The sequence below is a fragment of the Streptomyces sp. NPDC088785 genome, assembly GCF_044750685.1.
GTDB lineage: Bacteria > Actinomycetota > Actinomycetes > Streptomycetales > Streptomycetaceae > Streptomyces.
Window position 1 is genome coordinate 120,849 of sequence record NZ_JBIVKH010000005.1, and the last position, 26,290, is coordinate 147,138.

Genomic DNA, 26,290 nt, shown 5'->3' on the forward strand with positions numbered 1-26,290 from the left:
GGCCGCGTCGTTGCGGCCGAGGTAGCTGGGAGTCAACTCGGCCGCAACACAAGCGTCAAGGAGTAAATACTTAACGAGATGGCAACGGTGTCATGCGTTCTCTAAGTGAAGGCAGGTGTAGCCGCGGGAACAGAGCCCCCGCCAATCCCTTCCAAAAGGGTCGAATCGCCCATTTCACTCAGTGCCAGGGCGAGCGCCCCGAGCACCTCCGCGCGGCCGCCCAACGCCCCCGGGAGGACCGAGAGTTGGCGGGCGGCGCTGGGGATCGCGTAGCGGCTCACGGACTCCCTGATGGGCCCCAGGACCAGCTCACCGGCCTCCGCCAGGTCGCCCCCGAGGACGACCCTGCTGGGGTTGAGCAGATTGCAGAGATTGGCCACGCCGGAGCCGATGTGCCGGCCCACGTCCGCGATGACGCGGCGGCAGCCGGGGTCGCCGTCGCGCGCGAGCCGCACGACGCCCTCCATGGTCAGGTCGGTGCCGTGGCTCGACTGGAGCAGCGGCAGGACATAGCGGGCCGCGGTGAAGGTCTCCAGGCAGCCGCGGTTGCCGCAGCGGCAGACCGGGCCCGACTCGTCGAGCGTGATGTGCCCGATCTCGCCGGCGGTGCCCCCCGGGCCCCGGTAGATCGTCCCGTCGATCACCAGGCCGGAGCCGACCCCGCTGGCGACCTTGATGTAGGCGAGGTCCCTGACCCCGCGCCCGCTCCCCCAGACCAGCTCGCCGAGCGCGCCCAGGTTGGCGTCGTTGTCCACGTGCACCGGGACGCCGAGCCGCCTGCTCAGCTCCTCGGCGGGCCGGGTGCCGGTCCAGCCCGGCAGGATCGAGGTGGAGCCCAGCGTGCCGCTCTCCACGTCGATGGGGCCGGGTACGCCGAGCCCGACCCCGGCGACCTTGGTGCGGTCCACGCCGGTCGCCGCGATCAGGCGCTCGACCAGCTCCTCGGCCCGGTCGAAGCCCTGCGCGGCGGACGCGTCCACGTCCAGCGGCTCGGACTCCTCGGCGAGCACCTGGTGCGCGAGGTTGCCGATGGCCACCCGCAGGTGCGTGTGGCCGAAGTCGACACCGATCACGATGCCCGCGTCGCCGCTGAGCGAGACGCTGCGGGCCCTGCGTCCCCCGGCCGAGGTGGGGGTCACCTCGACCGTCCCCCCGTCCTTGAGCTCCCGGACGATGTTGGAGACGGTCGCCGCGGACAGGCCCGTCGTCCTCGCGATCTCCGCCTGCGTGAGCGATCCGGCGAGGCGTACGGCGCGCACGACCCGCTCCAGATTGGCCCGGTGCAGCGACGACTGCGACCCCGGAGTCTCCATTGACCCACCCTTATCCGTGGCTCGCGTCACCCTGGGTGACCGAACCTTGTACAAGTTATGAACTCCAAGCTCTGCTGAACCGGCCAGTGGCGTCAAGCCCTTGAGGGAAATCGGTTCCAGGCCGTGTCCGCCCCGGGCTACCGCCGGTATCCCCCTCACACGCAGGGCTCCGGCCCCGGAGGGCCTTCCCTCCGGGGCCGGAGCCCGGTCGCGCGGCGGTGGGGAGCGCTACTTGAGCGCCCCCGCCGTGAGCCCCGCCACCACCTGTCGCTGGAAGACGATGTACGCGGCCAGGATGGGCAGCATCGCCATCACCAGGCCCGCGAAGAGCCCGGAGTAGTCGCCCTTGTAGCCCTGGCTGGTGGCCAGCTCGACCAGGCCCTGGGCGAGGACCTTCTTGTCCCCGTTGAAGAGGACCGTCGGCAGCATGTACTGGTTCCACTGGCCGAGGAAGTTGAAGATGCCCACGCTGATCAGGCCGGGCTTGGCCATCGGCAGCATGATCTGGAAGAACGTACGGGTGTGGGAGGCGCCGTCGACGAAGGCCGCCTCCGCGATCGACGACGGCAGCGTCCGGAAGAAGGACGTCAGGAAGAACACCGTGAACGGCAGCGAGTACGCGATGTAGGCCAGGATCAGGCCGGGGATCGTGTTCAGCAGCTGCATGTTGTTCATGACGTAGAACAACGGCACCAGGGCCAGCATGATCGGGAAGCTCATGCCGCCGACGAACAGGAAGTAGATGAACCGGTTGCCGGGGAACTCGAAGCGCGCCAGGACGTAGGCCGCCATCGAGCCGAGCACCAGGGTGCCGACCAGCGAGCAGCCCACCACGATGATCGTGTTGAGGAAGTACTCGCTCATGTGCGCCGACGACCAGGCGCGGGACCAGTTGTCGAAGTGCAGCTTGTCGGGCAGCGACCACGGATCGCTCAGGATGGAGTTGTCGTCCTTGAAGGACGTCATGACCGCCCAGAGCAGCGGCAGCACGACCATGATCGCCCAGATGATCAGGACGCCGTGCGAGAAGACGTTCAGGGTGCTGCCGGTGATGCTCTTCCCCGGGTCGGGGGCGGCCCGCTCGCCCGTGCGCTGTCCGGGGACGCGCCCGGCGGCGTCCGTCTTCGGGTCGGCGGGGGGCGGGGTGTCAGTGGTCTTCATCAGTACTCCAGCCGATCGCGCCGGCCAAGACGCATCACGATCGCCGCGAACAGCAGCGTGACGATGAGGAGGGCGACGCCGATGGTGGTCGCGTAGGCGGCGTTCGCGTCACGGAACGCCGACTGGTACACGTACAGCGGCAGCACGGTGGTCGAGTAGTCGGGGCCGCCGGGGCCGACGGTCATGATGTTGACCGCCGAGAACGCCTCCGCGCCGAGGGCGAGGATGCCCATGTAGACCCAGCCGGACTGGATGGTGTCCCACAGCAGCGGCAGGGTGATCCTGAAGAAGGTCGTGACGCGGCTCGCGCCGTCGAGCAGGGCCGCCTCGTAGAAGTCCTTCGGGATGGAGGCCATGCCCGCGGAGAAGAGCACGACGAAGAAGCCGACGGTGCTCCACACCAGGACGGCCATGACCGCCCACAGCGCCCAGGTCGGGTCGCCCAGCCACTGGGGCTGGAAGCTGCCGAGGCCGACGGCGTCGAGCGCCGAGTTCAGCAACCCGCCGTTGGGGTTGTAGATGAAGCGGAAGAGCAGGGAGACGATCGTGACCGAGAGCACCTGCGGGAAGAAGTACGCGATCTTGTAGAAGCCGGTGCCGCGGACGCCGGCGACGGCGGCGCCCTTACGGCGCCGCCCGCCGACGTTCAGCATGAAGGCGAAGAACAGCGCGAGGCTCAGTGTCACCAGCGGCAACAGCACGACGAAGAGCACACTGTGCTGCAACGACTTCCAGAAGATGTCGTCGTGCAGCATGCGTGTGTAGTTGTCGAAGCCCACCATCTTGAAGTCGGGGCTCAGGCCGGTCCAGTCGGTGAACGAGTAGTAGATCGACTGGATGAACGGCCAGATGACGAAGATGGCGTACAACGCCAGGGGGGCCACCAAGAACCCCACAATGAAGCGGTACTTGCCGTGTTGCATGGTTACCGACCCCGATCGCTGTGCGGGTGCCGCACCAGTGGACATGTGCGCACGTGCTGTTCTTCCGCCTGTCGCTTACTGGTGCTTGTAGTGCTTGATCGACTGGTCCTTGGCGGCCGCGTCGGCGTAGCCCTGGATCTTCTTGATGGCCTCGGCCGGGGTGAGGCGGCCCGCCATCATCTCGCCGAGACCGGCGACGCCGATCTGCTCCTTCTGGAGCTTGACGTACCAGTCCTGGAGACGCGGGTTGACGACGTTGTCGCCGGCCTTCTCCAGCGCCGCGACGCCGGACTTCAGGCCCGGGGTCAGCTCGATGCCGTCGGTGCCGCCGTTGAAGGCCGACAGCGACTTGACCTGGCTGGTGAAGTTCTTCGACGAGGCCTCGCTGAGCATGATGCGCAGCTGCTCCATGCCGCCCTCGGCGTTCGCCGCCTTGGCCGGGACGATGAACGGCTCGCCGCCGGACGCCCAGATGGTGCCGAACGGCATCTTGTCGCTGGAGTCGAGGCCGGTGGGGGCGCCGACCTGGAGGTTGAAGTCCTTGGGGATGACCTTCGCCGACTCGTTCTCGACCCAGGAGCCGTTCGGGATGAACAGCGCCTTGCCCTTGGCCCACTCGGTCTGCGACTGGATGTGGTCGATGCCGGGCGTGCCCTTGAGGATGTAGCCCTTCTTGAAGAGCTCGTAGTACGCCTCGAAGGCGGCCTTGACGGCCGGGTCCTTCCACGCGTTCGGCTCCAGGTTGTCGATCTTGTCGAGAACCTCGCGGCCGCCGATCTTGGCGATGAACGGGTAGAGCGAGAACGGCAGGTAGTACGGGTACTTGCCCGCGTACGTCCAGCCGGCGATGCCCTTCTTCTTCGCCTTGGCGCACAGGGCGAGCATCGCGTCCCAGTCCTCGGGGTACTGCGCGTCCAGCTTGTCCAGGGCGGTCTGCGAGTACCAGACGCCGTAGACCGTGTACGCGTAGTACATGATCCACACCGGGTCGCCGTCGAACTGGCCCATCTCGACGATGCCGGGCCGCAGCGTGTCGCGGACCTTCTTGTTCGGGTCGTCGATGGACGGCGCGTCCAGCAGCGGGGTCAGGTCGGTCAGCTGCTTCTTGCCGACGAGAACGCCCATGTCCATCTGCTCGGCGCCCGAGTTGTCGATCAGGTCCGGCGGGGTGCCGCCGTTGAACTTCGGCTGGAGCTCGGACTGGATCTTCTGCGTGGCGTGGAAGGAGACCTTCGCCTTCGGGAACGCCTTCTTGTACTGGGCGTTGGCGTCGGTGGCGTACTTCGTGCCGAAGCCGCCGTCGAAGATGACCACGGACAGGGCCGCGCCGGCGTTGACCGCCAGCGGGTTGTCCTTGGACTTCGTGCCCTTCTTGACCTTGTCGTCGCTGCCGCTGTCACCGCTCGCACACGCGGACAGCAGACCGGCGGCCGGCACGGCGGCGATGCCGAGCGCCGCGGAACGCTTGATCAGGGTGCGCCGGTCGACGCCACCGTTACCGTGCTGGTCGGAAGTGGATCCCATGCTCAAGTCCTCGCCTTCTCCAGGACTCAGGCGGTGAACCGGATCCTCCCCGGCACCGCGGTGATGTGCTGTGTTGTGCCCCTGTTCAGGGGGAACGCAGATGGAGCTGGGTGGTGCGCAATGTGTCGGGACGCCTGAAGATGCACGGATCCCGGGGCGCTCCACGCGCCCCGCCGTCTCCCCCCGCCCCCCGGTCCGCCGCGGCCTGAATTCGGGCCGGGCCGGACGCCGACAGGTATAGTCCACTCCCTGTGAGCGGGGCAAGATCGAATGCAGGTTTGGACGCCGGTCTTTTCCGAGTTGAGACCTCCCGGAAATAAGCCGCACGGCGGGCGTTGTCGAGCGTCCCAACTTCCTTGTCTACAAAGCCTGTACGCAGAGCCCGGAATGCGACTCCGGTGATCTTCGTTCGCACTGACTTTCAACACCCTTGACACCAACCGTCACTTGACGCCCTACTGGACCTTGCGCAGCGAACTGACAACGTTGTCGACGTGGCCGGAGGGTGCACGCTCCATGCAAGGCAGAGGAACCAGACACAGATTCGCCTCCACGGCCGCCCTGGGCGCGGCCGCACTGGTGCTGACGGCGGCCGGGCAGGGGGCCGCCGTCGCGGCGGCACCCCACAAGCCGCACACCGACCGGGAGTTCAGCTCCTCCTTCGAAGCGGGGCAACCCGCCCCCGACTGGCTGAACACGGTCGACACCGCACCGGACGGCAGCAAAAGGGCGTCCGGGGTCGACGGCGCCTACACCGGTGGAGTTCCGGGCAATGTGAACGGCCATGTGACCGAGGTCCGGGCCAGCGGTGAGAACAGCGGCAGCGGCGAGGGCGCGGCCAACCTCGCGGACGGCGAGTCGAGCACGAAGTGGCTGGCGTTCACGCCGACCGCCTGGGTCGAGTACGACCTCGACACCGCGCTCAAGATCACCAACTACAACCTGACGTCGGCCAACGACCACGACGAGCGCGACCCGAAGGACTGGGTCCTCACGGGCTCGGCGGACGGAAAGGACTGGACCACTCTCGACTCCCGCACCGGCGAGAGTTTCGACAAGCGGTACCAGACGAAGAAGTACGAGCTGGAGAAGCCGGCCGAATACGCCCATTTCCGCGTCGAGTTCACGAAGAACAACGGCGCGGGCGACGCGACGCAGCTGGCCGATCTCCAGCTGTCGACGGGTGACGAGCAGGCGCCGGCGCCCGAGGACATGCTCTCGCTCGTCGACAAGGGCCCCAGCGGCTCGCCGACGGCCAAGGCCGGGGCGGGCTTCACCGGCAAGTACGCGCTGCGCTACGCGGGCACGCACAAGACGGACGGCCGCGCGTACTCGTACAACAAGGTCTTCGACGTCGATGTGAAGGTCGCGCGGAACACCGAGCTGTCGTACAAGATCTTCCCGCAGATGGCGGACGGCGACCGCGACTACGACGCCACGAACGTCGCGGTCGACCTCGCCTTCACCGACGGCACGTACCTGAGCGGCCTGAAGGCGGTCGACTCCCACGGCGGCCTGCTGACCCCGACGGGCCAGGGCGACGCCAAGCGGCTCTACGTCAACCAGTGGAACGCCGTGAAGTCGTCGATCGGCTCGGTCGCGGCCGGCAAGACGATCGACCGGATACTCGTCGGGTACGACTCGGCGAAGGGCCCGGCGAAGTTCCGCGGCTGGCTCGACGACATCGCGGTGAAGCGGGCTGCCACGGCCGCTCCGAAGGCGCACCTGAGCGACTACGCGTCGACGACCCGCGGGACGAACTCCAGCGGCGGCTTCTCGCGCGGCAACACGTTCCCGGCGACGGCCGTCCCGAACGGGTTCAACTTCTGGACGCCGGTGACGAACGCGGGCTCGGACAGCTGGCTGTACGACTACGCGCGCGACAACAACGCGGACAACCTGCCCACCATGGAGGCGCTGGCGGCGAGCCACGAGCCGAGCCCGTGGATGGGTGACCGGCAGACGTTCCAGATCATGCCGTCGGCGAAGACCGGCGACGCGCTGGACACCTCGCGCTCCGGCCGGGCGCTGCCGTTCAAGCACGACAACGAGACGGCCCGCCCGTACTACTACGGCGTGACGTTCGAGAACGGCGTGCGCGCGGAGATGGCGCCGACCGACCACGCGGCGGCGCTGCGCTTCAGCTATCCGGGCGCCGACGCGAGCGTCGTCTTCGACAATGTCTCGGAGCAGGGCGGTCTGACGCTCGACAAGGACAACCGTGTCGTCACCGGCTACTCGGACGTGAAGTCGGGCCTGTCGACGGGCGCCACGCGCCTGTTCGTCTACGGCGTCTTCGACAAGGCGGTCGAGGACGCGGACGCGTCCGGCGTGAAGGGCCACTTCACCTTCGACGCGGGCAGGGACCGCACGGTGACGCTGCGCCTGGCGACCTCGCTGATCTCCATCGACCAGGCGAAGGACAACCTGGCGCAGGAGCTGCCCGCGAACCGCTCCTTCACCTCGGTGAAGAACGCGGCGCGCGCGCAGTGGGACCGGATCATGAACCGGGTGGAGGTCGAGGGCGCCACGCAGGACCAGCTCACGACGCTGTACTCCTCGCTGTACCGCCTGTACCTGTACCCCAACTCGGCCTTCGAGAAGGTCCGTTCCCAGGGGAAGCCGACGTTCAAGTACGCGTCGCCGTTCTCCGCGATGACGGGTCCCGACACGCCGACGCACACCGGCGCGAAGATCGTCGAGGGCAAGCCGTACGTCAACAACGGCTTCTGGGACACCTATCGGACGACCTGGCCCGCGTACTCGCTGCTCACGCCGGACCGGGCGGGCGAGATGGTCGACGGGTTCGTGCAGCAGTACAAGGACGGCGGCTGGATCTCCCGCTGGTCCTCGCCGGGGTACGCGGACCTGATGACGGGCACGTCGTCGGACGTGGCGTTCGCCGACGCGTACGTGAAGGGCGTCGACTTCGACGCGGAGGACGCCTACAAGGCGGCCGTGAAGAACGCGACCGTGGTGCCGCCGCAGTCGGGTGTGGGCCGCAAGGGCATGGACACCTCCCCGTTCCTCGGCTACACGTCGACGGACACCCACGAGGGCCTGTCCTGGGCTCTTGAGGGCTATCTGAACGACTACGGCATCGCGCAGATGGGCCAGGCCCTCTACAAGAAGACCGGCAAGAAGCAGTACCGGGAGGAGTCGGAGTACTTCCTCAACCGGGCCCGCGACTACGTCAACATGTTCGACGACAAGGCCGCCGGTACGGGCTTCTTCCAGGGCAAGGACGCCAAGGGGAACTGGCGGGTGAAGTCGCAGGACTTCGACCCGGCGGTCTGGGGCTACGACTACACCGAGACGAACGCGTGGGGCTATGCGTTCACCGCGGTGCAGGACAGCAAGGGCCTCGCGAACCTGTACGGCGGCAAGGACGGCCTCGCGAAGAAGCTGGACACGTACTTCGCGACGCCGGAGACCGGTTCGGCGGACGTCGCCGGGTCGTACGGCGGGGTCATCCACGAGATGACCGAGGCGCGTGACGTGCGCATGGGCATGTACGGCCACTCCAACCAGGTCGCGCACCACGTCACGTACATGTACGACGCGGCCGGCCAACCGTGGAAGACGCAGCAGAACGTGCGTGAGGTGCTGTCCCGCCTCTACACCGGTTCGGAGATCGGGCAGGGCTACCACGGCGACGAGGACAACGGCGAGCAGTCGGCCTGGTACCTCTTCTCCTCCATGGGCTTCTACCCGCTCGTCATGGGCAGCGGCGAATACGCCATCGGCTCCCCGCAGTTCACCAAGATGACCCTGCACCTGGAGAACGGCCGCGACCTGGTCGTGAAGGCGCCGAAGAACAGCGCGAAGAACATCTACGTGCAGGGCGTGAAGGTCAACGGCAAGACCTGGTCGAAGACCTCGCTGCCGAACTCGGTCGTCTCCAAGGGCGGTGTCGTCGAGTTCGCCATGGGCGACAAGCCGTCGAAGTGGGGCACGGGGGCGGACGCGGCGCCCACGTCGATCACCAAGGACGACGAGGTGCCCTCGCCCCGCAAGGACGCGATCACCGGCTCGGGCCCGCTGTTCGACAACACCTCGGCCACGTCGGCGAGCGTCGAGTCGGCGGACCTGCCGGTCGCGTCCGACGGCACGAAGGCTGTGCAGTACACGCTGACGTCCGGCGACCACGCGAAGGCCCCGACGGGCTGGAAGCTGGAGGCGTCGGCCGACGGATCGTCCTGGAAGACGATCGACGAGCGGTCCGGCGAGTCCTTCGCCTGGGACAAGCAGACCCGGGCGTTCTCGGTGCCGAAGCCGGGTGCGTACGCGCACTACCGCCTGGTGTTCACGGGTGGCGCGGCGACGGTCGCGGAGGTGGAGCTGCTGTCGTAGTCGGCTCCGTGCCAGGTGCGGGCCCCGTCGGGATCTTCCGGCGGGGTCTGTGCCGTCCCCGGCCCGAACTCGCACCACACGACTTTCCCGGGGTCCCGCTCCCCCACGCCCCACGTGGCGGCCAGCGCCTCGACGAGCAGCAGGCCACGGCCGTTCTCGGCGGTGGCGCTCCGCTCGGGGACGGCCGGGGTTCCGGTGCCGCTGTCGTGGACCTCCACGCGGACGGTGCCGCTGCCCTCGTCGTGGGTGATCCGCAGCAGGAAGCCCCGGCCGGGCGGGACGCCGTGGAGGAGCGCGTTGGTCGTCAACTCGCTGACGCAGAGCAGGATGTCGTCCGCGCGGGACGTCTTCTGCCAGGCCGTGAGGGCGGCCCGGGCGAAGGCGCGGGCGGCCGGGACGGCTTGGCGTTCTCGGCGGTAGAAGCGTTCGCGGGATTGCGGGTTCATGGACGGAAATGTTGCGGAGAGTGATTCACTCGGGACAGTACGTGGACCCCGACAGATTTTTTGTCGGGGTTCGAGTGGGGTCGAGGGAGAGTGGGGGCGGGGAGATTGACCGTCATGAGCCCTGGGAAGCGTCCGCCGAGGAATCCGTCGGCGTTGAGGATGGTCGGTGAGCTGCTCGCCCTGTTCCGCAGGTCAGCCGGGTTCACGCAGGCGGCGCTCGGTGAGCGACTGGTGATCGCCGAGTCCACCATCGCCGCGTACGAGCAAGGCAGACGGCCGCTCCTCCTGGACACCGCCCGCCAGATGGATCAACTCCTCGACACCAAGGGTGCGTTGGTGACGGCGGTGCAGGCCATGCCGGAGATCGACCAGTTCCCGCTCTACGCCGAGCAGTACATGGCGCATGAGCGGGAGGCCATCGCGCTGTCCTGGTACGACGTCCTGGCTGTGCCCGGCATCCTCCAGACCGAGGAGTGCGCCCGCACGGTGCTGCGCAACCGCGTGCCCGCGTACGACGAGGACGAGATCGCTACCAAGACGGCGGCGCGCGTCGAGCGCCAAGAGATCCTGCACCGCAAGTACCCGCCGACGCTGAGCTTCGTCGTCTGGGAGGCCACGCTGAAGCTGGCGTATCTCGACCCGCTGGCGCGCATGGAGCAACTGCGGCACCTGCGCTCGTGTGCTGAACTGCCCGGCCTGGCATTGCAGTTCCTGCCCTTGGACTCACCGACACATGCCGGACTCAACGGAGCCTTCACCCTCCTGGAAACCCCCGAGCATCAGCAGCTCGCGTACACGGAGTCGCAGCGCGGCAGCCAGTGGGTCTCCACCCCGGACGAAGTGTCCATCCTGGCCCGCAAGTATGCGATGCTGCGATCACAGGCCCTGACACCTGAGCAGTCCAAGGGCCTGCTGGACCGGCTGCTAGGAGACCGATGAACACCGCACGGAACTGGTTCAAGTCGAGCTACAGCGGCAGCGAAGGCGGCCAGTGCCTCGAAGTGGCCTACCACTGGCGGAAGTCGAGCTACAGCGGCGACGAGGGCGGTCAGTGCGTCGAAGTCGCCGCCCACGCCACCGCCATCCACATCCGCGACTCCAAGAACACGGACGGCCCCCACTTCACGGTGGCGCCCAGCGCCTGGGCGGCCTTCCTGGAACTGCCCCGCGCTTAATGGAGTGGACGGGACGGTGGCGCGGCGCTTACTGTCAGCCGCGAACCGTGACACAGCCCGAGGAGGTGGGACCCATGACCGCAGTACGCACGTGGGTGCTCTCCTCATTCTCACGGGCCGGCCACTGACCTAGGTCGCCGGGAGCGCCCGTACTGGGCGATTCCGAGAGGCAGAGACCTATGGACACCACAGAGATCACGCGCGTGGCCGACCGGCACTGGCATGCGCTGGAGAACGATGAAGTGGTCGGCCGGGGCGAGACCTGGCGCAGGCACGACGGCCGGACCTTCCTGAGCATCGACTCCTGGCACGACACGGCGTTCGACGCACTCGCGGCGGCCATGCTGGCGGAGCTGCCGAGGCCGCTCTACACGCTGGTCGACACGGCCGACCCCGCGCTGGCGTCCCAGTGGGAGCGGGCGGGGTTCTCGCCCGCGCGCACCGAGTACGTGTACCGCGTGCCGACCGACCCGGAGCGCACGGGACTCGGTGCGGCACGGCCGCCGCGGGGCGTGACGATCCTCCCCCTCGGCGCGGCGGAGAAGGACCCCCTGCGCGAGCTGGACCGTACGGTCCGGGCCGAGGTGGAGGCCACCCTCGGCTGGCGGGAGATGCCGGCCGAGGTGCTGCCGCGCCTGGACGACGCCACCGTGATCGACCCGACGAAGTACGCGGTGGCCGCCGAGGGCGACCGGTACGTGGGGTTGATGCGGGTGGCGCCGGTCCCCCGGCAGCCCAGGATCGGACTGCTCGCCGTGCGCGCCGACCGGCAGCGGCGCGGGATCGCGCGGGCGCTCCTGGCCGACGTGCTGGGCACACTGCACCGGTCGGGGGCCCTGCTGGCCACGGCCGAGATCGGCGCGGTCAACACGGCCGCCGCCGCCCTGTTCGACACCATCGGCGCGGAACGCGTCGGAACCAATCTGGAGGTCGTACTTCACTGATGCCGAAGACAAACCCGGGAATCGAGATCGAGGGCACCGTCACCGAGTGCCTGCGCAACGCCACGTTCCAGGTGGAGCTGACCAACGGGCACAAGGTGCTCGCGCATATCAGCGGCAAGATCCGCAAGAACTACATCAAGATCCTGCCGTTCGACCGGGTGCTCGTGGAGCTGAGCCCCTACGACCTGACGCGCGGCCGGATCCTCTACCGGTACCGCAACTGACCTGCCGCGGCGCTCACTTCCGCCAGAACAGGTGATGGACGACGCTGCCGCCCGGACTCGGCACCACGTCGACGTGGAAGCGGTCGCGCAGCTCGTCCGGCGACTCCCACAGCCGGGAGCCCGAGCCGAGCTTCACGCCCGGTGACACGGCGACGTGCAGCGTGTCGACGAGGTCGGCGTCGAGGAACTCGCGGATGACCGTGGCCCCGCCGCCGAGCCGCACGTCCTTGCCCTGGGCCGCCTCGCGCGCCCGGGCGAGGACGGTGGCCGGGTCGGCGTCGACGAAGTGGAACGTCGTGTCGGAGAGAGTGATCGAGGGCCGGGTGTGGTGGGTCATGACGAAGACCGGCGTCCGGAACGGCGGCTCGTCGTCCCACCACCCCTGCCACTCGTGGTCCTCCCAGGGCCCCTTCTGCGGGCCGAACTTGCCGCGGCCCATGATCTCGGCGCCGATGTTGCGGGCGTAGTCCCGGACCAGGTAGTCGTCGAGGCCGCGGCTGCCGCCGGGCTCGGAGCGCATCAGCCAGCTGGCGGTCCGGCCGCACCAGGCCATCAGGACCCGCGGATCGGCATGCCCGAACGGCCGCTCGAAACTCTGCCCGTCCCCCGCCCCGAATCCGTCCCCCGAGACGTTGAAGTTCTGGACGCGCAGCAACTGCGATGACATGGGTTCCTCCTGGATCGCGGACGACACTGCTCCGACTCTCCCCGCCCCCGGAACTCATCGCCAACGCGGCGCGCCGTGCGCGGTTTTCAGCCATGTTCAGTCTCGGCCGTGCGCATGTGCCCCATGGAAACCGTTGCCCAAGATCATCGATTCTGGTCATCGGTGACGATTCACCGTGATCAGGAAGGGCTTGTTCCGCACCGTGTAGATCTTCCCTCCCGGGGCACGACCGCCGACTTGTGTGTTTCTTGTGCGAACTTGTGTGCCCTTCGTGACCATCGGGGTCCACGAGGTTTGTTTTTTCCAGTGGGGGAAGTTCTGATGCGACAAATACGGGGTGTGCGCCCCCGGCGTGCGGAGAAGAAGCTGAGATCGGCGGCGTTCGCGGTCCTCGCGTCCGGCGCCGTCACCCTGTCCCTGCTCCCGGCGACCACCTCGGCGGCGGCCGAGGGTCCGGCGTCGGCCTGGGGCAAGGACACGCACTACGCGATCCCGCCGGTCAAGGTCGGTACGACCACACCGCCGGCGAACAAGGAGCCGCAGGCGGCCGGACGGATCGCCGCGGCGGGGGTCCCGCAGGGGCAGGGCGCGGTTCCCTGGCACCGCATCTCCGGCTTCAGGATCACGGACGCGCTGGTCGCGCGGGTCAACTACTCGACCGGCAACCTGATGCTGGCGTCGACCAGCTTCGACATCGCCGGCGTCGGCAACCAGCTCCAGCTCGCGCAGACGTACAACTCGATGGACTCCTCCTACGGCCGCGTGGCCCGGCGGTGGTGGCTCAATTACGAGCGCAAGCTGGTCGACTCGGGCGACACGGCCACCGTCTACGACAGCTCGGGCGCCGCCCTCACCTTCACCAGGTCGGGGACCGCCTGGACGACCCCGGCCGGCTACTCCAAGGACCTCACCAAGAACGGCGACGGCACCTGGACGCTGACCGACCGCAAGTCCGGGTCCAAGGACACCTACGCCGGCGACGGCTCGCTGACGAAGATCACGGACAAGAACCACGGCGTGTTCTCCGTCGCCCAGAACGCCTCCGGCGGCTTCAAGGTCACCGACACCCGGTCCGGCCGCTGGGTCGAGCTGAAGAAGACCGTCGACAAGCTGCGCTGGGACGCCACCGACAACGCGGGCCGCACGGTGCGCTACGACCTCGACGGGTACGACAACCTGCGGGTCCTCACCGACACCACCGGCAAGAAGACCCTGTTCTCGTACGACGGCTCGAACCGGGTCACGAAGATCACCACGCCGGAGAACCGGATCACCAAGTTCACCTACGACACGGCCGACCGCGTGACGAGCATGCTCCGCGCCACCAGCGCCGACGCCACGACCGGGCCCACCTACCGGTACACGTACTCCGAGGGTGACGCGACCGCGGCCGGGACGACGATCGTGACCGACCCGCTCGGGGACGCCACGAAGTACGAGCACGACGGCGACGGCGAGGTCTCCAAGGTGACCGACCCGCTCGGCCACCACCGCTCGGACGGCTACGACGACAACCACAACGTGAAGACCGCCACCGACGCCATGGGCACCGGGAGCGACGGCAGCGGCGGCAACGAGACCACGTACGGCTGGGACGGCCGCAACAACCCCACCAGCGCCAAGCTGCCCACCGGCGCCACCGGCACGATGGGCGGCTACCAGACGATCGCCGGTTCCGACCTGCCCGGCACGATGTCCACGGCGGACGGCAGCAAGGCGACGTACAAGTACGACACGGTCGGCAACACCACCTCGGTCGCCGTGTCCGGCGAGGACGGCGGCACCCGCGACTTCGTCTACAACAAGGCGACCCCGAGCTGCGGCGGCTTCGAGGGCCAGCCCTGCTCGGTCGAGGACGCGCGGGACAAGAAGACCAGCTTCGCCTACGACGACAAGGGCAACCTGAAGACGGTCACCCCGCCCTCCCCGCAGGGCGTCACGACGTACGTGTACGACGACAAGGGCCGCCCGGCCGCCGTCACCGACGGCCGCGGGGTGACGCTGGCCTACACCTACGACAACCGCGACCGCGTCACCAAGGTCACCGGCCCCACCGCCACGGTCACCTACACCTACGACGGCGACGGCAACCTGACCCAGCGCACGGACGGCACCGGGACCCAGAGCTACCAGTTCGACCCGCTGTCCCGGGAGACCGTCCGCACCCTCCAGGACGGCTCGCAGACCGTGCTGACGTACACGGCGGACGGCAACGTCGAGTCCTACCAGGACCCGCAGGGCAAGACGGTCTACCAGTACGACCACGCCAACCGGATGACGACGCTGACCCCGCCGGACGGCAAGAGCACCACGTACACGTACACCAACAACGACACGCTGAAGACCACCAACTACCCCGGCGGGACGGTCCGCACGGTGACGCCGGACAACTCCGACCGGCCCCAGCAGATCAAGGTCACCTCGCCCCAGGGCACCCTGGTCGACCTGTCCTACACGTACACCTACGGCGCCTCGAACACCGACGGCACCAAGATCCGCACCTCGACGGACGCGGTCGCGGGCACGAAGCGGACCTTCGAGTACTCGGACGCGGGCCGCTTCTCCTATGCGGCCGAGACCAAGGGCTCCACCACGGTGGAGACCTGGCAGTACTGCTACGACGCCGCCGGCAACCTCACCTCGCAGGGCACCACGAAGGGCTGCCCGCGCGGCACGACGTACACCTACGACGACGCGAGCGAGCTGATCACCAAGAACGGCTCGGCGGCCGGCTGGTCCTACGACAAGATCGGCAACGAGACCGCGGGCGCCAGTGACGTCGCCCGCACCGCCGAGACGTACACGGACTTCTCCCAGCTGTCCTCGATCACCACGGGCGGCACCGCGCGGGCCGGGCAGTACGCCTCCACGGACAGCAGCGAGCGCGTCAAGCTCGGCGAGACCGTCTTCCACAACGGGCCGGTGGGCCTGTCGGCGTCCACCACCGCCGGTCTGGACACGGGATTCATCCGCAGCCCGCAGGGCACCTTGAACTCCATGACCCGTAGCGGCAAGAGCTACTACTACCTGACCGACGCCCTCGGCTCCACCGTCGCCCTCGCCGACGGATCGGGCGCCAAGGTGGCCTCGTACCGCTACAGCCCGCGCGGTGTCACCACCCCGACCGAGAACGCGGGCGTCAGCCAGCCCTACCGCTTCGCCGGCTCCTACCAGGACCCGACGGACATGTACCACATGGGTGCCCGCTACTACGACACCCGCACCGGCCGCTTCACCCAGACCGATCCCTCCGGCCAGGAGAAGAACCCCTACCTCTACGCCGAGGGCGACCCCGTCAACCGGATCGACCCGCAGGGCCTGCTCTCCCTGGACATCGGGGGCGAGCTCTGCGACGTCCTGTGCGTCGGCGGCGGGGTGAGCGTGAACGAGGACGGAAGCCTCCACCCCTACGTGCAGTTCGGCGTGGGCAGCCCGGGAGCCAGCGCCGACGCGAGCCTGGCCTCCGGATCGGCGGACGGCGGCAGCTGGACCGGAGAGGTCTCCTGCGGAATCGGTCCCGCGGAGCTCGGTGTCTCGACCGACGGTTCCGAGAGCGTCGGAACCGGTGGAAGCTCCGGGAAGTGCTCGGCAGCCGCCAAGTACACCTGGTAGATGGGATTTCGGAGACGGATATGAACGCAGTCCTGCCCCTGGCAGACGGACGCGCGGACGGACCCTCGTGGTCCCCCTACCTCGCGATCGGCCTGTTCCTCCTGTTCGCGGTCATCCTGGGCATCCGGCTCATGAAGAAGCGGCGCAGGTGACCCGTGAACATCCTGGTCGGCATCATCATCGCCGCGTTCGGCCTCTTCATGGCCATCGCGGGGCCGGGCCTCGCCCGCACCCTCGGCACGCGCGCGGGCAGGCGCTTCGAGGGCTCCAACACCGTCGCCTTCCGTCTCATCGGCACGGCGCTGGCGGTACTCGGAATCCTCTTCGCCGCCGGCGTGGTGGGGTCCGCCTAGTCCGCTGACGGTCCGCTGACAGGCCGCTGACGGTCCGCCGCGGCGGAGCGGGCGTACGCCACGCGAAGGGGCCGCGTCCCGGGAGAGAACCCGGGACGCGGCCCCACTGCCGCTGCCTGCCGACTAGTTGCGGATCAGGTTGCGCAGCACGTACTGCATGATGCCGCCGTTGCGGTAGTAGTCCGCCTCGCCGGGGGTGTCGATGCGGACGACCGCGTCGAACTCCACGCCGGTGTCGGTGGTGACCTTCACCGTGCTCGGGGTGGTGCCGTTGTTCAGCTCCTCGACGCCGGTGAAGGAGAAGGTCTCCTCGCCGGTCAGGCCGAGGGAGTCCGCGTTCTGGCCCTCCGGGAACTGGAGCGGCAGGACGCCCATGCCGATGAGGTTCGAGCGGTGGATGCGCTCGTAGGACTCGGTGATGACGGCCTTGACGCCGAGGAGCGCGGTGCCCTTGGCGGCCCAGTCGCGGGACGAGCCGGAGCCGTACTCCTTGCCGCCCAGGATGACCAGCGGGGTGCCCTGGTCGATGTAGTTGCGCGAGGCGTCGTAGATGAAGGAGACGGGCGCGTCCTCCTTCGTGAAGTCGCGGGTGTAGCCGCCCTCGGTGCCCGGCGCGAGCTGGTTGCGCAGGCGGATGTTGGCGAACGTGCCGCGGATCATGACCTCGTGGTTGCCCCGGCGCGAGCCGTAGGAGTTGAAGTCACGACGCTCCACACCGTGCTCGGTGAGGTACTTGCCGGCCGGGGTGTCGGCCTTGATCGCACCGGCCGGGGAGATGTGGTCGGTGGTGACCGAGTCGCCGAGCTTGGCGAGGACCCGGGCGCCCGTGATGTCGGAGACCGGGGTGGTCTCCATCGTCATGCCCTCGAAGTACGGGGGCTTGCGGACGTAGGTGGACTCGGTGTCCCACTCGAAGGTGTTGCCGGTCGGGATCGGCAGCGCCTGCCACTGGGCGTCGCCCGCGAAGACGTCGGCGTAGGACTTGTTGAACATGTCCTCGCCGATCGAGTTGGCGACGACGTCGTTGACCTCGGCCTCGGTCGGCCAGATGTCGGCCAGGTGGACGGGCTTGCCGTCCTGGTCGACGCCGAGCGCGTCCTTGGTGATGTCGACCTTCATCGAACCGGCGAGGGCGTACGCGACGACCAGCGGCGGGGACGCCAGGTAGTTCATCTTGACGTCGGGGTTGATGCGGCCCTCGAAGTTCCGGTTGCCGGAGAGGACCGAGGTGACGGCGAGGTCGTGGTCGTTGACCGCCTTCGAGACCTCCTCGGGCAGCGGGCCCGAGTTGCCGATGCAGGTGGTGCAGCCGTAGCCGACGAGGTTGAAGCCGACCTTGTCGAGGTACGGGGTGAGACCCGCCTTGTCGAAGTAGTCGGTGACGACCTTCGAGCCCGGGGCGAGGGTGGTCTTGACCCACGGCTTGCGGGTCAGGCCCTTCTCGACGGCCTTCTTCGCGACGAGGGCGGCGGCCACCATCACGTACGGGTTCGAGGTGTTGGTGCAGGAGGTGATCGCGGCGACGGTGACGGCGCCGTGGTCCAGCTCGTACGTCGAGCCGTCGGGGGCGGTCACCGTGACCGGGTTCGACGGGACGCCGTTGGAGACGGCCGGGGCGTCGGAGGCCGGGAAGGACTCCTTGCCCGCCTCGGAGTCGTCCGTGACGTAGTTGCGCACGTCCTGGGCGAACTGCTGCGACGCGTTCGCGAGGACGATGCGGTCCTGCGGGCGCTTCGGTCCGGCGATCGACGGGACGACCGTGGAGAGGTCGAGCTCCAGCTTCTCGGAGAAGTCGGGCTCGGCGGCCGGGTCGAGCCAGAGGCCCTGCTCCTTGGCGTACGCCTCGACGAGCGCGACCTGCTGGGCGTCACGGCCGGTCAGGCGCAGGTAGTTCAGCGTCTCGTCGTCGATCGGGAAGATCGCGGCGGTGGAGCCGAACTCCGGCGACATGTTGCCGATGGTGGCGCGGTTGGCGAGGCTCGTGGCCGCGACACCCTCGCCGTAGAACTCGACGAACTTGCCGACGACGCCGTGCTTGCGCAGCATCTCGGTGATCGTCAGCACGAGGTCGGTGGCGGTGGTGCCGGCCGGCAGCTCGCCGGTCAGCTTGAAGCCGACGACGCGCGGGATCAGCATGGAGACCGGCTGGCCGAGCATGGCGGCCTCGGCCTCGATGCCGCCGACGCCCCAGCCGAGCACGCCCAGGCCGTTGACCATCGTGGTGTGCGAGTCGGTGCCGACCAGGGTGTCCGGGTAGGCCTGGCCGCCCCGGACCATGACCGTGCGGGCCAGCTTCTCGATGTTCACCTGGTGCACGATGCCGGTGCCCGGCGGGACGACCTTGAAGTCGTCGAAGGCGGTCTGGCCCCAGCGCAGGAACTGGTAGCGCTCGCGGTTGCGGCCGTACTCCAGCTCGACGTTCTGGCCGAAGGCGTCCTTCGTGCCGAACTTGTCGGCGATGACGGAGTGGTCGATGACCAGCTCGGCCGGGGAGAGCGGGTTGACCTTCGCGGGGTCGCCGCCCAGCTCCTTGACGGCCTCACGCATGGTGGCCAGGTCCACGACGCAGGGCACGCCGGTGAAGTCCTGCATGATCACGCGGGCCGGCGTGAACTGGATCTCCTGCGAGGGCTGCGCCTGGGAGTCCCAGTTGCCGAGCGCACGGATGTGGTCGGCGGTGATGTTCGCGCCGTCCTCGGTGCGGAGCAGGTTCTCCAGAAGGACCTTGAGGCTGTAGGGAAGGCGAGCAGAGCCCTCGACCTTGTCCAGCCTGAAGATCTCGTACGACTCGTCGCCCACGCTCAGCGTGCTGCGGGCGTCGAAGCTGTTCGCCGACACGACAGTCTCCTTCATATATGTGCGCGTTCCACCGCATCCTGCCGCCACGCCGGGTCGCCAATCCGCTAAGGTGAGGCTAAGTTAGGTAACCCTTACCGCCAGACTCGATAGCGGCTGCGGCTGCGGTGCGCCTCGGCAGATATCTCGATGTCGAGATAACTCTAATACATCACCCGTCGGTGCCTTCAAGCGGTGCCGTGCGGTGCTCACCGCTGCGCGTACCCACGTACGCCCCTTCCACCGTCCTCCCATCGTCGTACGGCGCCCCGCGGACCACCAGCGCTGACCGGACCGACCCCCGAATATTTACTAAGGCTGCCTTATCAGTTAGCTTGAATACATGAACGAGGAGCCGGATCCCGACGCCGTCGCCGCCGCCCTGCTCGCCGGCTTCAGCACGCTGGTGCGCCGCGTGCGGCAGACACCCGTGGAGAGCGGGCTGACGATGCCGCAGCGCACGGCGCTCGGGCGGCTGGCACGGCTGGGCCCCACCACCGCGTCGGCGCTCGCCCGCGAGGTGCAGATCACCGCGCAGGCGATGGGCGCGACGCTCGGCGTGCTGCGCGAACGCGGCTTCGTCGAGCGCAGCCCGGACCCCGACGACGGGCGCCGGATGCTGCTCTCCGCGACCGACGCCGGGCTCCAGGCCCTGCGGGACAAGCGCAGCGAGCGGGTCGAACTGCTCTCCCGGGTGCTGGCCTCCGACGCGTTCACCCCGGCCGAGCTGGCACAGCTCGCGGCCGTGGCCCCGCTGGTCGAGCGGCTGGCCGAGCGGATCTGAGGGCCGCGACCCGAAGACCTGGATCCGAGCCCCTGAGAGGAGACCGGCCGATGGCGGATTCCGGCGCGACACCCCCGGCGGACGGCGTGGTCGACGAGCGCTACAAGTGGACGGCACTGACCAACACGACGGCCGCGGTCTTCATGTCCGCGCTGGACGGCTCGATCGTGCTGATCGCCCTGCCGGCCATCTTCCGCGGCATCCATCTGGACCCGCTGGCGCCCGGCAACATCGCCTACCTGCTGTGGATGATCATGGGCTACCGGCTGGTCCAGGCCGTCCTGGTGGTCACGGTCGGGCGGCTCGGCGACCTGTACGGGCGGGTGCGGATCTACAACAGCGGGTTCGCGGTCTTCACCTTCGCCTCGATCCTGCTCTCCTTCGACCCCTTCGACGGCGGCCACGGCGCGGTCTGGCTGATCGGCTGGCGGGTCCTCCAGGCCGTCGGCGGGTCGATGCTGACCGCGAACTCGGCGGCCATCCTCACCGACGCCTTCCCCAAGGAGCGGCGCGGCTTCGCCCTCGGCATCAACCAGGTGGCCGCCCTCGCGGGCATGTTCATCGGCCTGGTCCTCGGCGGGCTGCTGGCGGCCTGGGACTGGCGCGCGGTGTTCTGGGTGAACGTGCCGGTCGGGCTCTTCTTCACCGTGTGGGCGTACCGCACCCTGCGCGAGACCGGGCGGCACGACGGCGGCGGCATCGACTGGTGGGGCAACATCACCTTCGGGGTGGGGCTGAGCGCGGCCCTGATCGCGGTCACCTTCGGCCTCCAGCCCTACGGCGGGCACACCATGGGTTGGACGAACCCGCTGGTCCAGACGCTGCTGGTGGGCGGGGTGGCGCTGCTCGTGGCGTTCGTCGTCATCGAGCGGCGGGTCGCCGCGCCGATGATCCAGCCGGGCCTCTTCCGCAACCGGGCCTTCACCTTCGGCAATCTCGCGGGCCTCGCCATCTCGATCGGGCGCGGCGGGCTCCAGTTCGTGCTGATCATCTGGCTCCAGGGCATCTGGCTGCCGCTGCACGGCTACGCGTACGACGACACCCCGCTGTGGGCGGGCATCTTCCTGCTGCCGCTCACCGCGGGCTTCCTCGCGGCGGGCCCGGTCTCCGGCCACCTGTCGGACCGGTTCGGCTCGCGCGGGCTGGCCACGGGCGGCGCGCTGCTCTTCGGCGCCAGCTTCCTCGGCCTGATGGCGCTGCCGATCGACTTCGACTACTGGGTCTTCGCGCTGCTCCTCGCGGTGAACGGGATCGCGAGCGGGATGTTCGCCTCCCCCAACTCCTCCTCGATCATGGGCAGCGTCCCGGCCCGGCTGCGCGGGGTCGCCTCCGGGATGCGCGCCACCTTCCAGAACTCCGGCACCGCCGTGTCGATCGGCGTGTTCTTCTCGCTGATGATCGCGGGCCTGGCCGGCAGCCTGCCGCAGGCCCTCACCGCGGGCCTGCGCGAGCAGGGCGTGCCCGCGCACGTCGCCGCGCAGGTCGGCGATCTGCCGCCGGTCGCCTCGCTGTTCGCCGCGCAGTTGGGCGTCAATCCGGTGGGGAACCTGCTGAAGCCCAGCGGGGCCCTCGACCACCTCGGCCCGGCGCAGCGGCAGACCCTGACCGGCGGCGAGTTCTTCCCGCACCTGATCGCCGGGCCGTTCCACTCGGGCCTGGTCGTCGTCTTCACGTTCGGCGCGGTGCTCGCGCTGCTCGCCGCGATCGCGTCCCTGCTGCGGGGGCCGGGGCGGCGCGTGCGGTCCGGGGCGGCGGGCGGTCCGGTGCCCGCGCCGTCCGGCGGCGCGCGCCCGGCTCCCCCGGTGGCCTCTTCCCCGGCTCCCCCGGCTCCCCCGGTTTCCTCGACCCCGCCAGGCTCGTCCGGCCCTTCGGCCTCCCTGGCCCCCTCTGATCCACAGGAGTAGGCAGCACCATGGCACTCAGCACCGTCGACCCCGTCCCCGCGCTCGTCGTGATCGACCTCCAGAAGGGCATCGCCCCGGCCGGGTCCCCGTTCGACCCCGTCGTGGAGCGTTCGGCCCGGCTGGCCGACGCCTTCCGGCGGCACGGCCTGCCGGTGGTCCTCGTCAACGTCGTCGCCGCCGCGCCCGGCCGCACCGACGCCGGCCGCGGCCGGTCCGGCGCGGCCCTGCCCGACGGCTTCGCCGACCTGGTCGACGAACTCGGCGCGCGGTCCGGGGACCTGACCGTCAGCAAGCGGCGGCGCAGCGCCTTCCACGACACCGGGCTCGACACCCTGCTCCGCGACCACGGCGTCACCCAGGTCGTGCTGGCCGGCGTCGCGACCGGTTCGGGCGTCGAGTCGACCGCGCGGTCGGCCGTCGACCACGGCTACCACGTCGTGCTCGCCACCGACGCGATGGACGACCCCGACGCCGAGATCCACGACCACAGCGTGCGGCGCGTCTTCCCCAAGCTCGGCGAGACCGCCACCACGCAGGAGATCATCGACATGGTGGAGGCGACCCGATGACGCTGCTCGGACGGCTGCTGAAGAACCGCCGGGCGAACGAGGCGCACTCCGCGTGGCACCTGCCCGCGCTCCAGGCTCCCGACGACCTGACCCTGACCAGCCGGGACTTCACCGACAACGCCCCCATGCCGGCCCGGCAGGCGGCGAAGAACGCCGGCGGCGACGACGTCTCCCCGCATCTCGCCTGGTCCGCGCCGCCCGCCGGGACGGCCCAGCTCCTGCTCGTCATGGAGGACCTCGACGTGCCGACGCCCCGGCCGATCACGCACTGCGTGGCGCTGATCGACCCGTCGTGCGCCGCGCTGGAACCCGGCGCCCTCGGCGCCGGGGCGCCGGGGGCCGGGGTGCGGCCGCTGCGCGCGAGCATCGGCCGGGGGTACCACGGGCCCGGCCCGATCAAGGGGCACGGGCCGCACCGGTACGTCTTCCAGCTGTACGCGCTCTCGGCGCCGCTCGACGGCGCGGCCGAGCGGCAGCGGCCGCGCGCCCTGCTGTCGACGGTCACCGCCCCGGTCCTGGGCCGAGCCCGACTGACGGGCACATACGAACGCCACTAGCCCTGCCGGGCCCCCGAGGACACCGCGCCGCCACTCGCCCCGCCAGGGGCGCGGGGAACTGCGCGACCGGCCCCCACCGGGCGCGCACCCGCGAACGGCGCTGCACCGACCGCCCCTTGAAGCGCGCACCCCGCACCGGGTGCCGCCTTGCCCACCCTGCCGCCCCAGGCGGCAGATTGCCCAAGACGGAGGGGACGCAGAGCACCCGGAGCCCGGGCGGCAGCCCGCCCACGGCGGAGGGGGCGGCGAGCAGCCGGAGCGCGGGCGGCGGAGCGCTCGGAGCGGGTGGGCTCGGGGCGCGGGGAGGCGGACTGATCGGGGGGTGGGCGGGTATCCGGTCGGCACCAGCCAGAAGGAGAGAACGCCATGCCCCTCACATTCCGCAAGAGCTTCCGCATCCTCCCCGGCGTCCGCCTCAACATCAACCGCAAGTCCTGGTCCATCACGACCGGCGGCGGCTCGCACGGCCCGAAGCACACGCACAGCAGCACGGGCCGCCGCACGACCTCCATGGACCTGCCCGGCCCGTTCGGCTGGCGCAAGACGACCACCAAGCGACGCCGGGGACACTGACGTCCCGTCACCCCGATCACGCCGATCACGCCGATCACCCCGATGGACCCCCCAGGATGCGTCATCTCATATCTGAGATAACGTTCCCCTCATGGCAGACGACTACCTCGTACGCATCGGCAAGCTCATCCGCGACGCCCGCCAGCACCGGGGCTGGACGCAGGCGCAGCTTGCCGAGGCGCTCGGCACCAGCCAGAGCGCCGTCAACCGGATCGAGCGCGGCAACCAGAACATCAGCCTTGAGATGATCGCCCGCATCGGCGAAGCCCTCGACAGCGAGATCGTGTCCCTGGGCTACGCGGGTCCGATGCATCTGCGCGTCGTCGGCGGGCGGCGCCTGTCGGGCTCGATCGACGTGAAGACGAGCAAGAACGCGTGCGTGGCACTGCTGTGCGCGTCGCTGCTGAACGACGGGCGCACGGTGCTGCGCCGCGTGGCCCGGATCGAGGAGGTCTACCGCCTCCTGGAGGTCCTCAACTCCATCGGCGTGCGCACCCGTTGGATCAACGACGGCGTGGACCTGGAGATCGTGCCGCCGGCCGACCTCGACATGGAGGCCATCGACGCGCTGGCGGCCCGCCGCACGCGCTCGATCATCATGTTCCTGGGCCCGCTGCTGCACCGCATGGACCACTTCAAGCTGCCGTACGCGGGCGGGTGCGACCTCGGCACCCGCACCATCGAGCCGCACATGATCGCGCTGCGCCGGTTCGGCCTGGACATCGCGGCGACCGAGGGGCTGTACCACGCGCGGGTCGAGCGGGACGTCGCGCCGGACCGCCCGATCGTCCTGACCGAGCGCGGCGACACCGTGACGGAGAACGCGCTGCTGGCGGCGGCCCGCCACGACGGCCGTACGGTGATCCGCAACGCGTCGTCGAACTACATGGTCCAGGACCTGTGCTTCTTCCTGGAGGCCCTGGGCGTCAAGGTCGAGGGCATCGGCACCACGACGCTCGTCGTGCACGGCGTGCCGCACATCGACGTGGACGTCGACTACTCGCCGTCCGAGGACCCGGTCGAGGCGATGAGCCTGCTGGCCGCGGCGGTCGTCACGGAGTCCGAACTGACCGTGTGCCGCGTACCGATCGAGTTCCTGGAGATCGAGCTGGCGGTCCTGGAGGAGATGGGCCTCGACCACGACCGCTCGGCGGAGTACGTCGCGGACAACGGCCGCACCCGGCTGGTCGACCTGACGGTCCGTCCCTCCAAACTGGAGGCGCCGATCGACAAGATCCACCCGATGCCGTTCCCGGGCCTGAACATCGACAACGTGCCGTTCTTCGCGGCGATCGCGGCGTCGGCGCAGGGCAAGACCCTCATCCACGACTGGGTCTACGACAACCGCGCGATCTATCTGACGGACCTCAACCGCCTGGGCGGCAGGCTCCAGCTCCTGGACCCGCACCGCGTCCTGGTGGAGGGCCCGACGCGCTGGCGCGCGGCGGAGATGATGTGCCCGCCGGCCCTGCGTCCCGCGGTGGTCGTGCTGCTGGCGATGATGGCGGCCGAGGGCACGTCGGTACTGCGCAACGTGTACGTGATCAACCGCGGTTACGAGGAGCTGGCCGAGCGGCTCAACTCGGTGGGCGCGCAGATCGAGACGTTCCGCGACATCTGACGGACACCGCACCCCGCCCCCGGCCCGCCGAGAAGCGGGCCGGGGGCGGAGCGGGGTCAGGCGTCGATGCCGTAGAGGGCGAACTGCTCCCACGAACCCGAGACGTCGGCGGAGCGGGCGCGCAGCACGTACTGAAGGGAACCGGTGTAGCTGTTCTCCATGGCGACGAAGAGGCCGTTCAGCGTGGACCGCAGCGCGTAGCGGTCCAGATCCGCGTTGTAGTACAGGGCGAACCGCTCCCAGCCGCCGACGCTCGTGGAGCGGGCGCGCAGGATGTTCCGCGCGCTGCCGGCGTAGTTCTTCTCCACGGCCACGTAGCGGTTGTTCGCGAGCGAGCGCAGGGCGTAGGTCTGCGTGGCCTCGTCCCACTCGAAGGCGAAGCCCTCCCAGGAACCGCCGACCTGGGCGGAACGGGCGCGCTGCACGCCGGTGTTCGGGGCCGGGTAGGTCACCTCGGTGGCCACGAAGCGGCTGTTGCGGTCCGAGCGCAGGGCCAGCCGCTCGGGCTCGTCGGCGGCGAGCGGCGCCCGCCGGGCGTCCGTCCCGCCCGTCGCGCGCGCCAGTCCGGACGCGTCCAGCGCCTCCCAGCCGGCGGGGACGGCGCGCGGTCCGGCCGCCGGGGCAGCGAGCGCCGCGGGAGCGGCCAGACCGGTGACCGCCACCAGGGCGCTCAGGGACAGCAGAACGGAAGTCGTACGTCTCACGGGAATTCCTCGGCTTTCCTCACACGGACACCAGGGCGGTGGTGGAGC

General features: G+C 69.4%; 21 protein-coding genes and 1 pseudogene. 14 read left to right on the top strand and 8 right to left on the bottom strand.

The window, feature by feature from the left end:
- Positions 1–101: 101 nt before the first annotated feature.
- From ACIP5K_RS17655 to ngcE, 4 genes are all read right to left on the bottom strand, one after another.
- Positions 102–1,313 carry an ROK family transcriptional regulator gene (locus ACIP5K_RS17655; RefSeq protein WP_401410434.1) on the bottom strand — a complete coding sequence of 404 codons (1,212 nt, stop codon included), beginning with the start codon at positions 1,311–1,313 and terminating at the stop codon, positions 102–104.
- Between the two features lie 228 nt (positions 1,314–1,541).
- A complete protein-coding gene (locus tag ACIP5K_RS17660) occupies positions 1,542–2,474 on the bottom strand; it encodes a carbohydrate ABC transporter permease (RefSeq protein WP_401410436.1) in 933 nt (310 codons plus the stop codon).
- Entirely contained in the window at positions 2,474–3,397 is a 924-nt protein-coding gene (locus tag ACIP5K_RS17665; RefSeq protein WP_401410438.1) for a carbohydrate ABC transporter permease, read from the bottom strand. Before ACIP5K_RS17665 ends, ACIP5K_RS17660 begins: the two co-directional genes overlap by 1 nt.
- Positions 3,398–3,472: 75 nt before the next feature.
- On the bottom strand, positions 3,473–4,921 hold the full coding sequence (gene ngcE, locus ACIP5K_RS17670) for an N-acetylglucosamine/diacetylchitobiose ABC transporter substrate-binding protein (protein ID WP_401410440.1): 1,449 nt from the start codon (positions 4,919–4,921) through the stop codon (positions 3,473–3,475).
- 516 nt (positions 4,922–5,437) lie between these two features.
- Here ngcE and ACIP5K_RS17675 point away from each other — a divergent pair.
- Positions 5,438–9,274, top strand: coding sequence for a GH92 family glycosyl hydrolase (locus ACIP5K_RS17675; RefSeq protein ID WP_401410441.1), 3,837 nt, complete (start codon positions 5,438–5,440; stop codon positions 9,272–9,274).
- Positions 9,275–9,336: 62 nt separating this feature from the next.
- On the opposite strand, the pseudogene ACIP5K_RS17680 reads toward ACIP5K_RS17675, so the two are convergent.
- Positions 9,337–9,720 (bottom strand): annotated as a pseudogene (locus tag ACIP5K_RS17680) (ATP-binding protein); the annotation flags it as partial.
- A gap of 114 nt (positions 9,721–9,834) precedes the next feature.
- Between ACIP5K_RS17680 and ACIP5K_RS17685 the strand changes: the two are divergent.
- From ACIP5K_RS17685 to infA, 4 genes are all read left to right on the top strand, one after another.
- Entirely contained in the window at positions 9,835–10,659 is an 825-nt protein-coding gene (locus ACIP5K_RS17685) for a Scr1 family TA system antitoxin-like transcriptional regulator (RefSeq protein ID WP_401410443.1), read from the top strand.
- On the top strand, positions 10,656–10,895 hold the full coding sequence (locus tag ACIP5K_RS17690; protein ID WP_401410444.1) for a DUF397 domain-containing protein: 240 nt from the start codon (positions 10,656–10,658) through the stop codon (positions 10,893–10,895). Before ACIP5K_RS17685 ends, ACIP5K_RS17690 begins: the two co-directional genes overlap by 4 nt.
- Positions 10,896–11,074: 179 nt before the next feature.
- On the top strand, positions 11,075–11,839 hold the full coding sequence (locus ACIP5K_RS17695) for a GNAT family N-acetyltransferase (protein ID WP_401410446.1): 765 nt from the start codon (positions 11,075–11,077) through the stop codon (positions 11,837–11,839).
- Positions 11,839–12,063, top strand: coding sequence for a translation initiation factor IF-1 (gene infA / locus ACIP5K_RS17700; RefSeq protein ID WP_365569308.1), 225 nt, complete (start codon positions 11,839–11,841; stop codon positions 12,061–12,063). Before ACIP5K_RS17695 ends, infA begins: the two co-directional genes overlap by 1 nt.
- Positions 12,064–12,076: 13 nt before the next feature.
- On the opposite strand, the gene ACIP5K_RS17705 is transcribed toward infA, so the two are convergent.
- Positions 12,077–12,730 carry a dihydrofolate reductase family protein gene (locus tag ACIP5K_RS17705; protein WP_401410448.1) on the bottom strand — a complete coding sequence of 218 codons (654 nt, stop codon included), beginning with the start codon at positions 12,728–12,730 and terminating at the stop codon, positions 12,077–12,079.
- 321 nt (positions 12,731–13,051) lie between these two features.
- Between ACIP5K_RS17705 and ACIP5K_RS17710 the strand changes: the two genes are divergently transcribed.
- Genes ACIP5K_RS17710 through ACIP5K_RS17720 form a run of 3 tightly spaced genes read left to right on the top strand, consistent with a single transcriptional unit; the run spans position 13,052 to position 16,695 of the window.
- Positions 13,052–16,342: an RHS repeat-associated core domain-containing protein gene (locus ACIP5K_RS17710; protein WP_401410450.1), complete on the top strand. Its 3,291-nt coding sequence runs from the start codon at positions 13,052–13,054 to the stop codon at positions 16,340–16,342.
- Between the two features lie 20 nt (positions 16,343–16,362).
- Positions 16,363–16,494, top strand: a complete 132-nt coding sequence (locus ACIP5K_RS17715; protein ID WP_401410452.1) for a hypothetical protein — start codon at positions 16,363–16,365, stop codon at positions 16,492–16,494.
- 3 nt (positions 16,495–16,497) lie between these two features.
- Complete coding sequence (locus ACIP5K_RS17720; protein WP_401410454.1) at positions 16,498–16,695, top strand: hypothetical protein; 198 nt, start codon at positions 16,498–16,500, stop codon at positions 16,693–16,695.
- Positions 16,696–16,818: 123 nt separating this feature from the next.
- Here ACIP5K_RS17720 and acnA read toward each other — a convergent pair whose 3' ends face one another.
- Positions 16,819–19,533: an aconitate hydratase AcnA gene (gene acnA / locus ACIP5K_RS17725; RefSeq protein ID WP_401410456.1), complete on the bottom strand. Its 2,715-nt coding sequence runs from the start codon at positions 19,531–19,533 to the stop codon at positions 16,819–16,821.
- A gap of 340 nt (positions 19,534–19,873) precedes the next feature.
- Here acnA and ACIP5K_RS17730 point away from each other — a divergent pair, with 340 nt between their 5' ends.
- The 6 genes from ACIP5K_RS17730 (at position 19,874) to ACIP5K_RS17755 (ending at position 25,538) form a co-directional block, all read left to right on the top strand.
- On the top strand, positions 19,874–20,314 hold the full coding sequence (locus tag ACIP5K_RS17730; RefSeq protein WP_401410457.1) for a MarR family winged helix-turn-helix transcriptional regulator: 441 nt from the start codon (positions 19,874–19,876) through the stop codon (positions 20,312–20,314).
- Positions 20,315–20,364: 50 nt separating this feature from the next.
- Positions 20,365–22,218, top strand: a complete 1,854-nt coding sequence (locus ACIP5K_RS17735) for an MFS transporter (protein ID WP_401410459.1) — start codon at positions 20,365–20,367, stop codon at positions 22,216–22,218.
- A gap of 8 nt (positions 22,219–22,226) precedes the next feature.
- On the top strand, positions 22,227–22,787 hold the full coding sequence (locus ACIP5K_RS17740) for an isochorismatase family protein (protein WP_401410461.1): 561 nt from the start codon (positions 22,227–22,229) through the stop codon (positions 22,785–22,787).
- Positions 22,784–23,344 carry a YbhB/YbcL family Raf kinase inhibitor-like protein gene (locus ACIP5K_RS17745; protein ID WP_401410463.1) on the top strand — a complete coding sequence of 187 codons (561 nt, stop codon included), beginning with the start codon at positions 22,784–22,786 and terminating at the stop codon, positions 23,342–23,344. The genes ACIP5K_RS17740 and ACIP5K_RS17745 overlap by 4 nt, the downstream gene beginning before the upstream one ends.
- 366 nt (positions 23,345–23,710) lie before the next feature.
- Positions 23,711–23,917, top strand: a complete 207-nt coding sequence (locus ACIP5K_RS17750; protein WP_401410465.1) for a DUF4236 domain-containing protein — start codon at positions 23,711–23,713, stop codon at positions 23,915–23,917.
- A 91-nt stretch (positions 23,918–24,008) separates the two neighbouring features.
- A complete protein-coding gene (locus ACIP5K_RS17755; RefSeq protein ID WP_401410467.1) occupies positions 24,009–25,538 on the top strand; it encodes a helix-turn-helix domain-containing protein in 1,530 nt (509 codons plus the stop codon).
- Between the two features lie 56 nt (positions 25,539–25,594).
- On the opposite strand, the gene ACIP5K_RS17760 is transcribed toward ACIP5K_RS17755, so the two are convergent.
- Positions 25,595–26,242: a fascin domain-containing protein gene (locus ACIP5K_RS17760; protein WP_401410469.1), complete on the bottom strand. Its 648-nt coding sequence runs from the start codon at positions 26,240–26,242 to the stop codon at positions 25,595–25,597.
- Between the last annotated feature and the right edge of the window lie 48 nt (positions 26,243–26,290).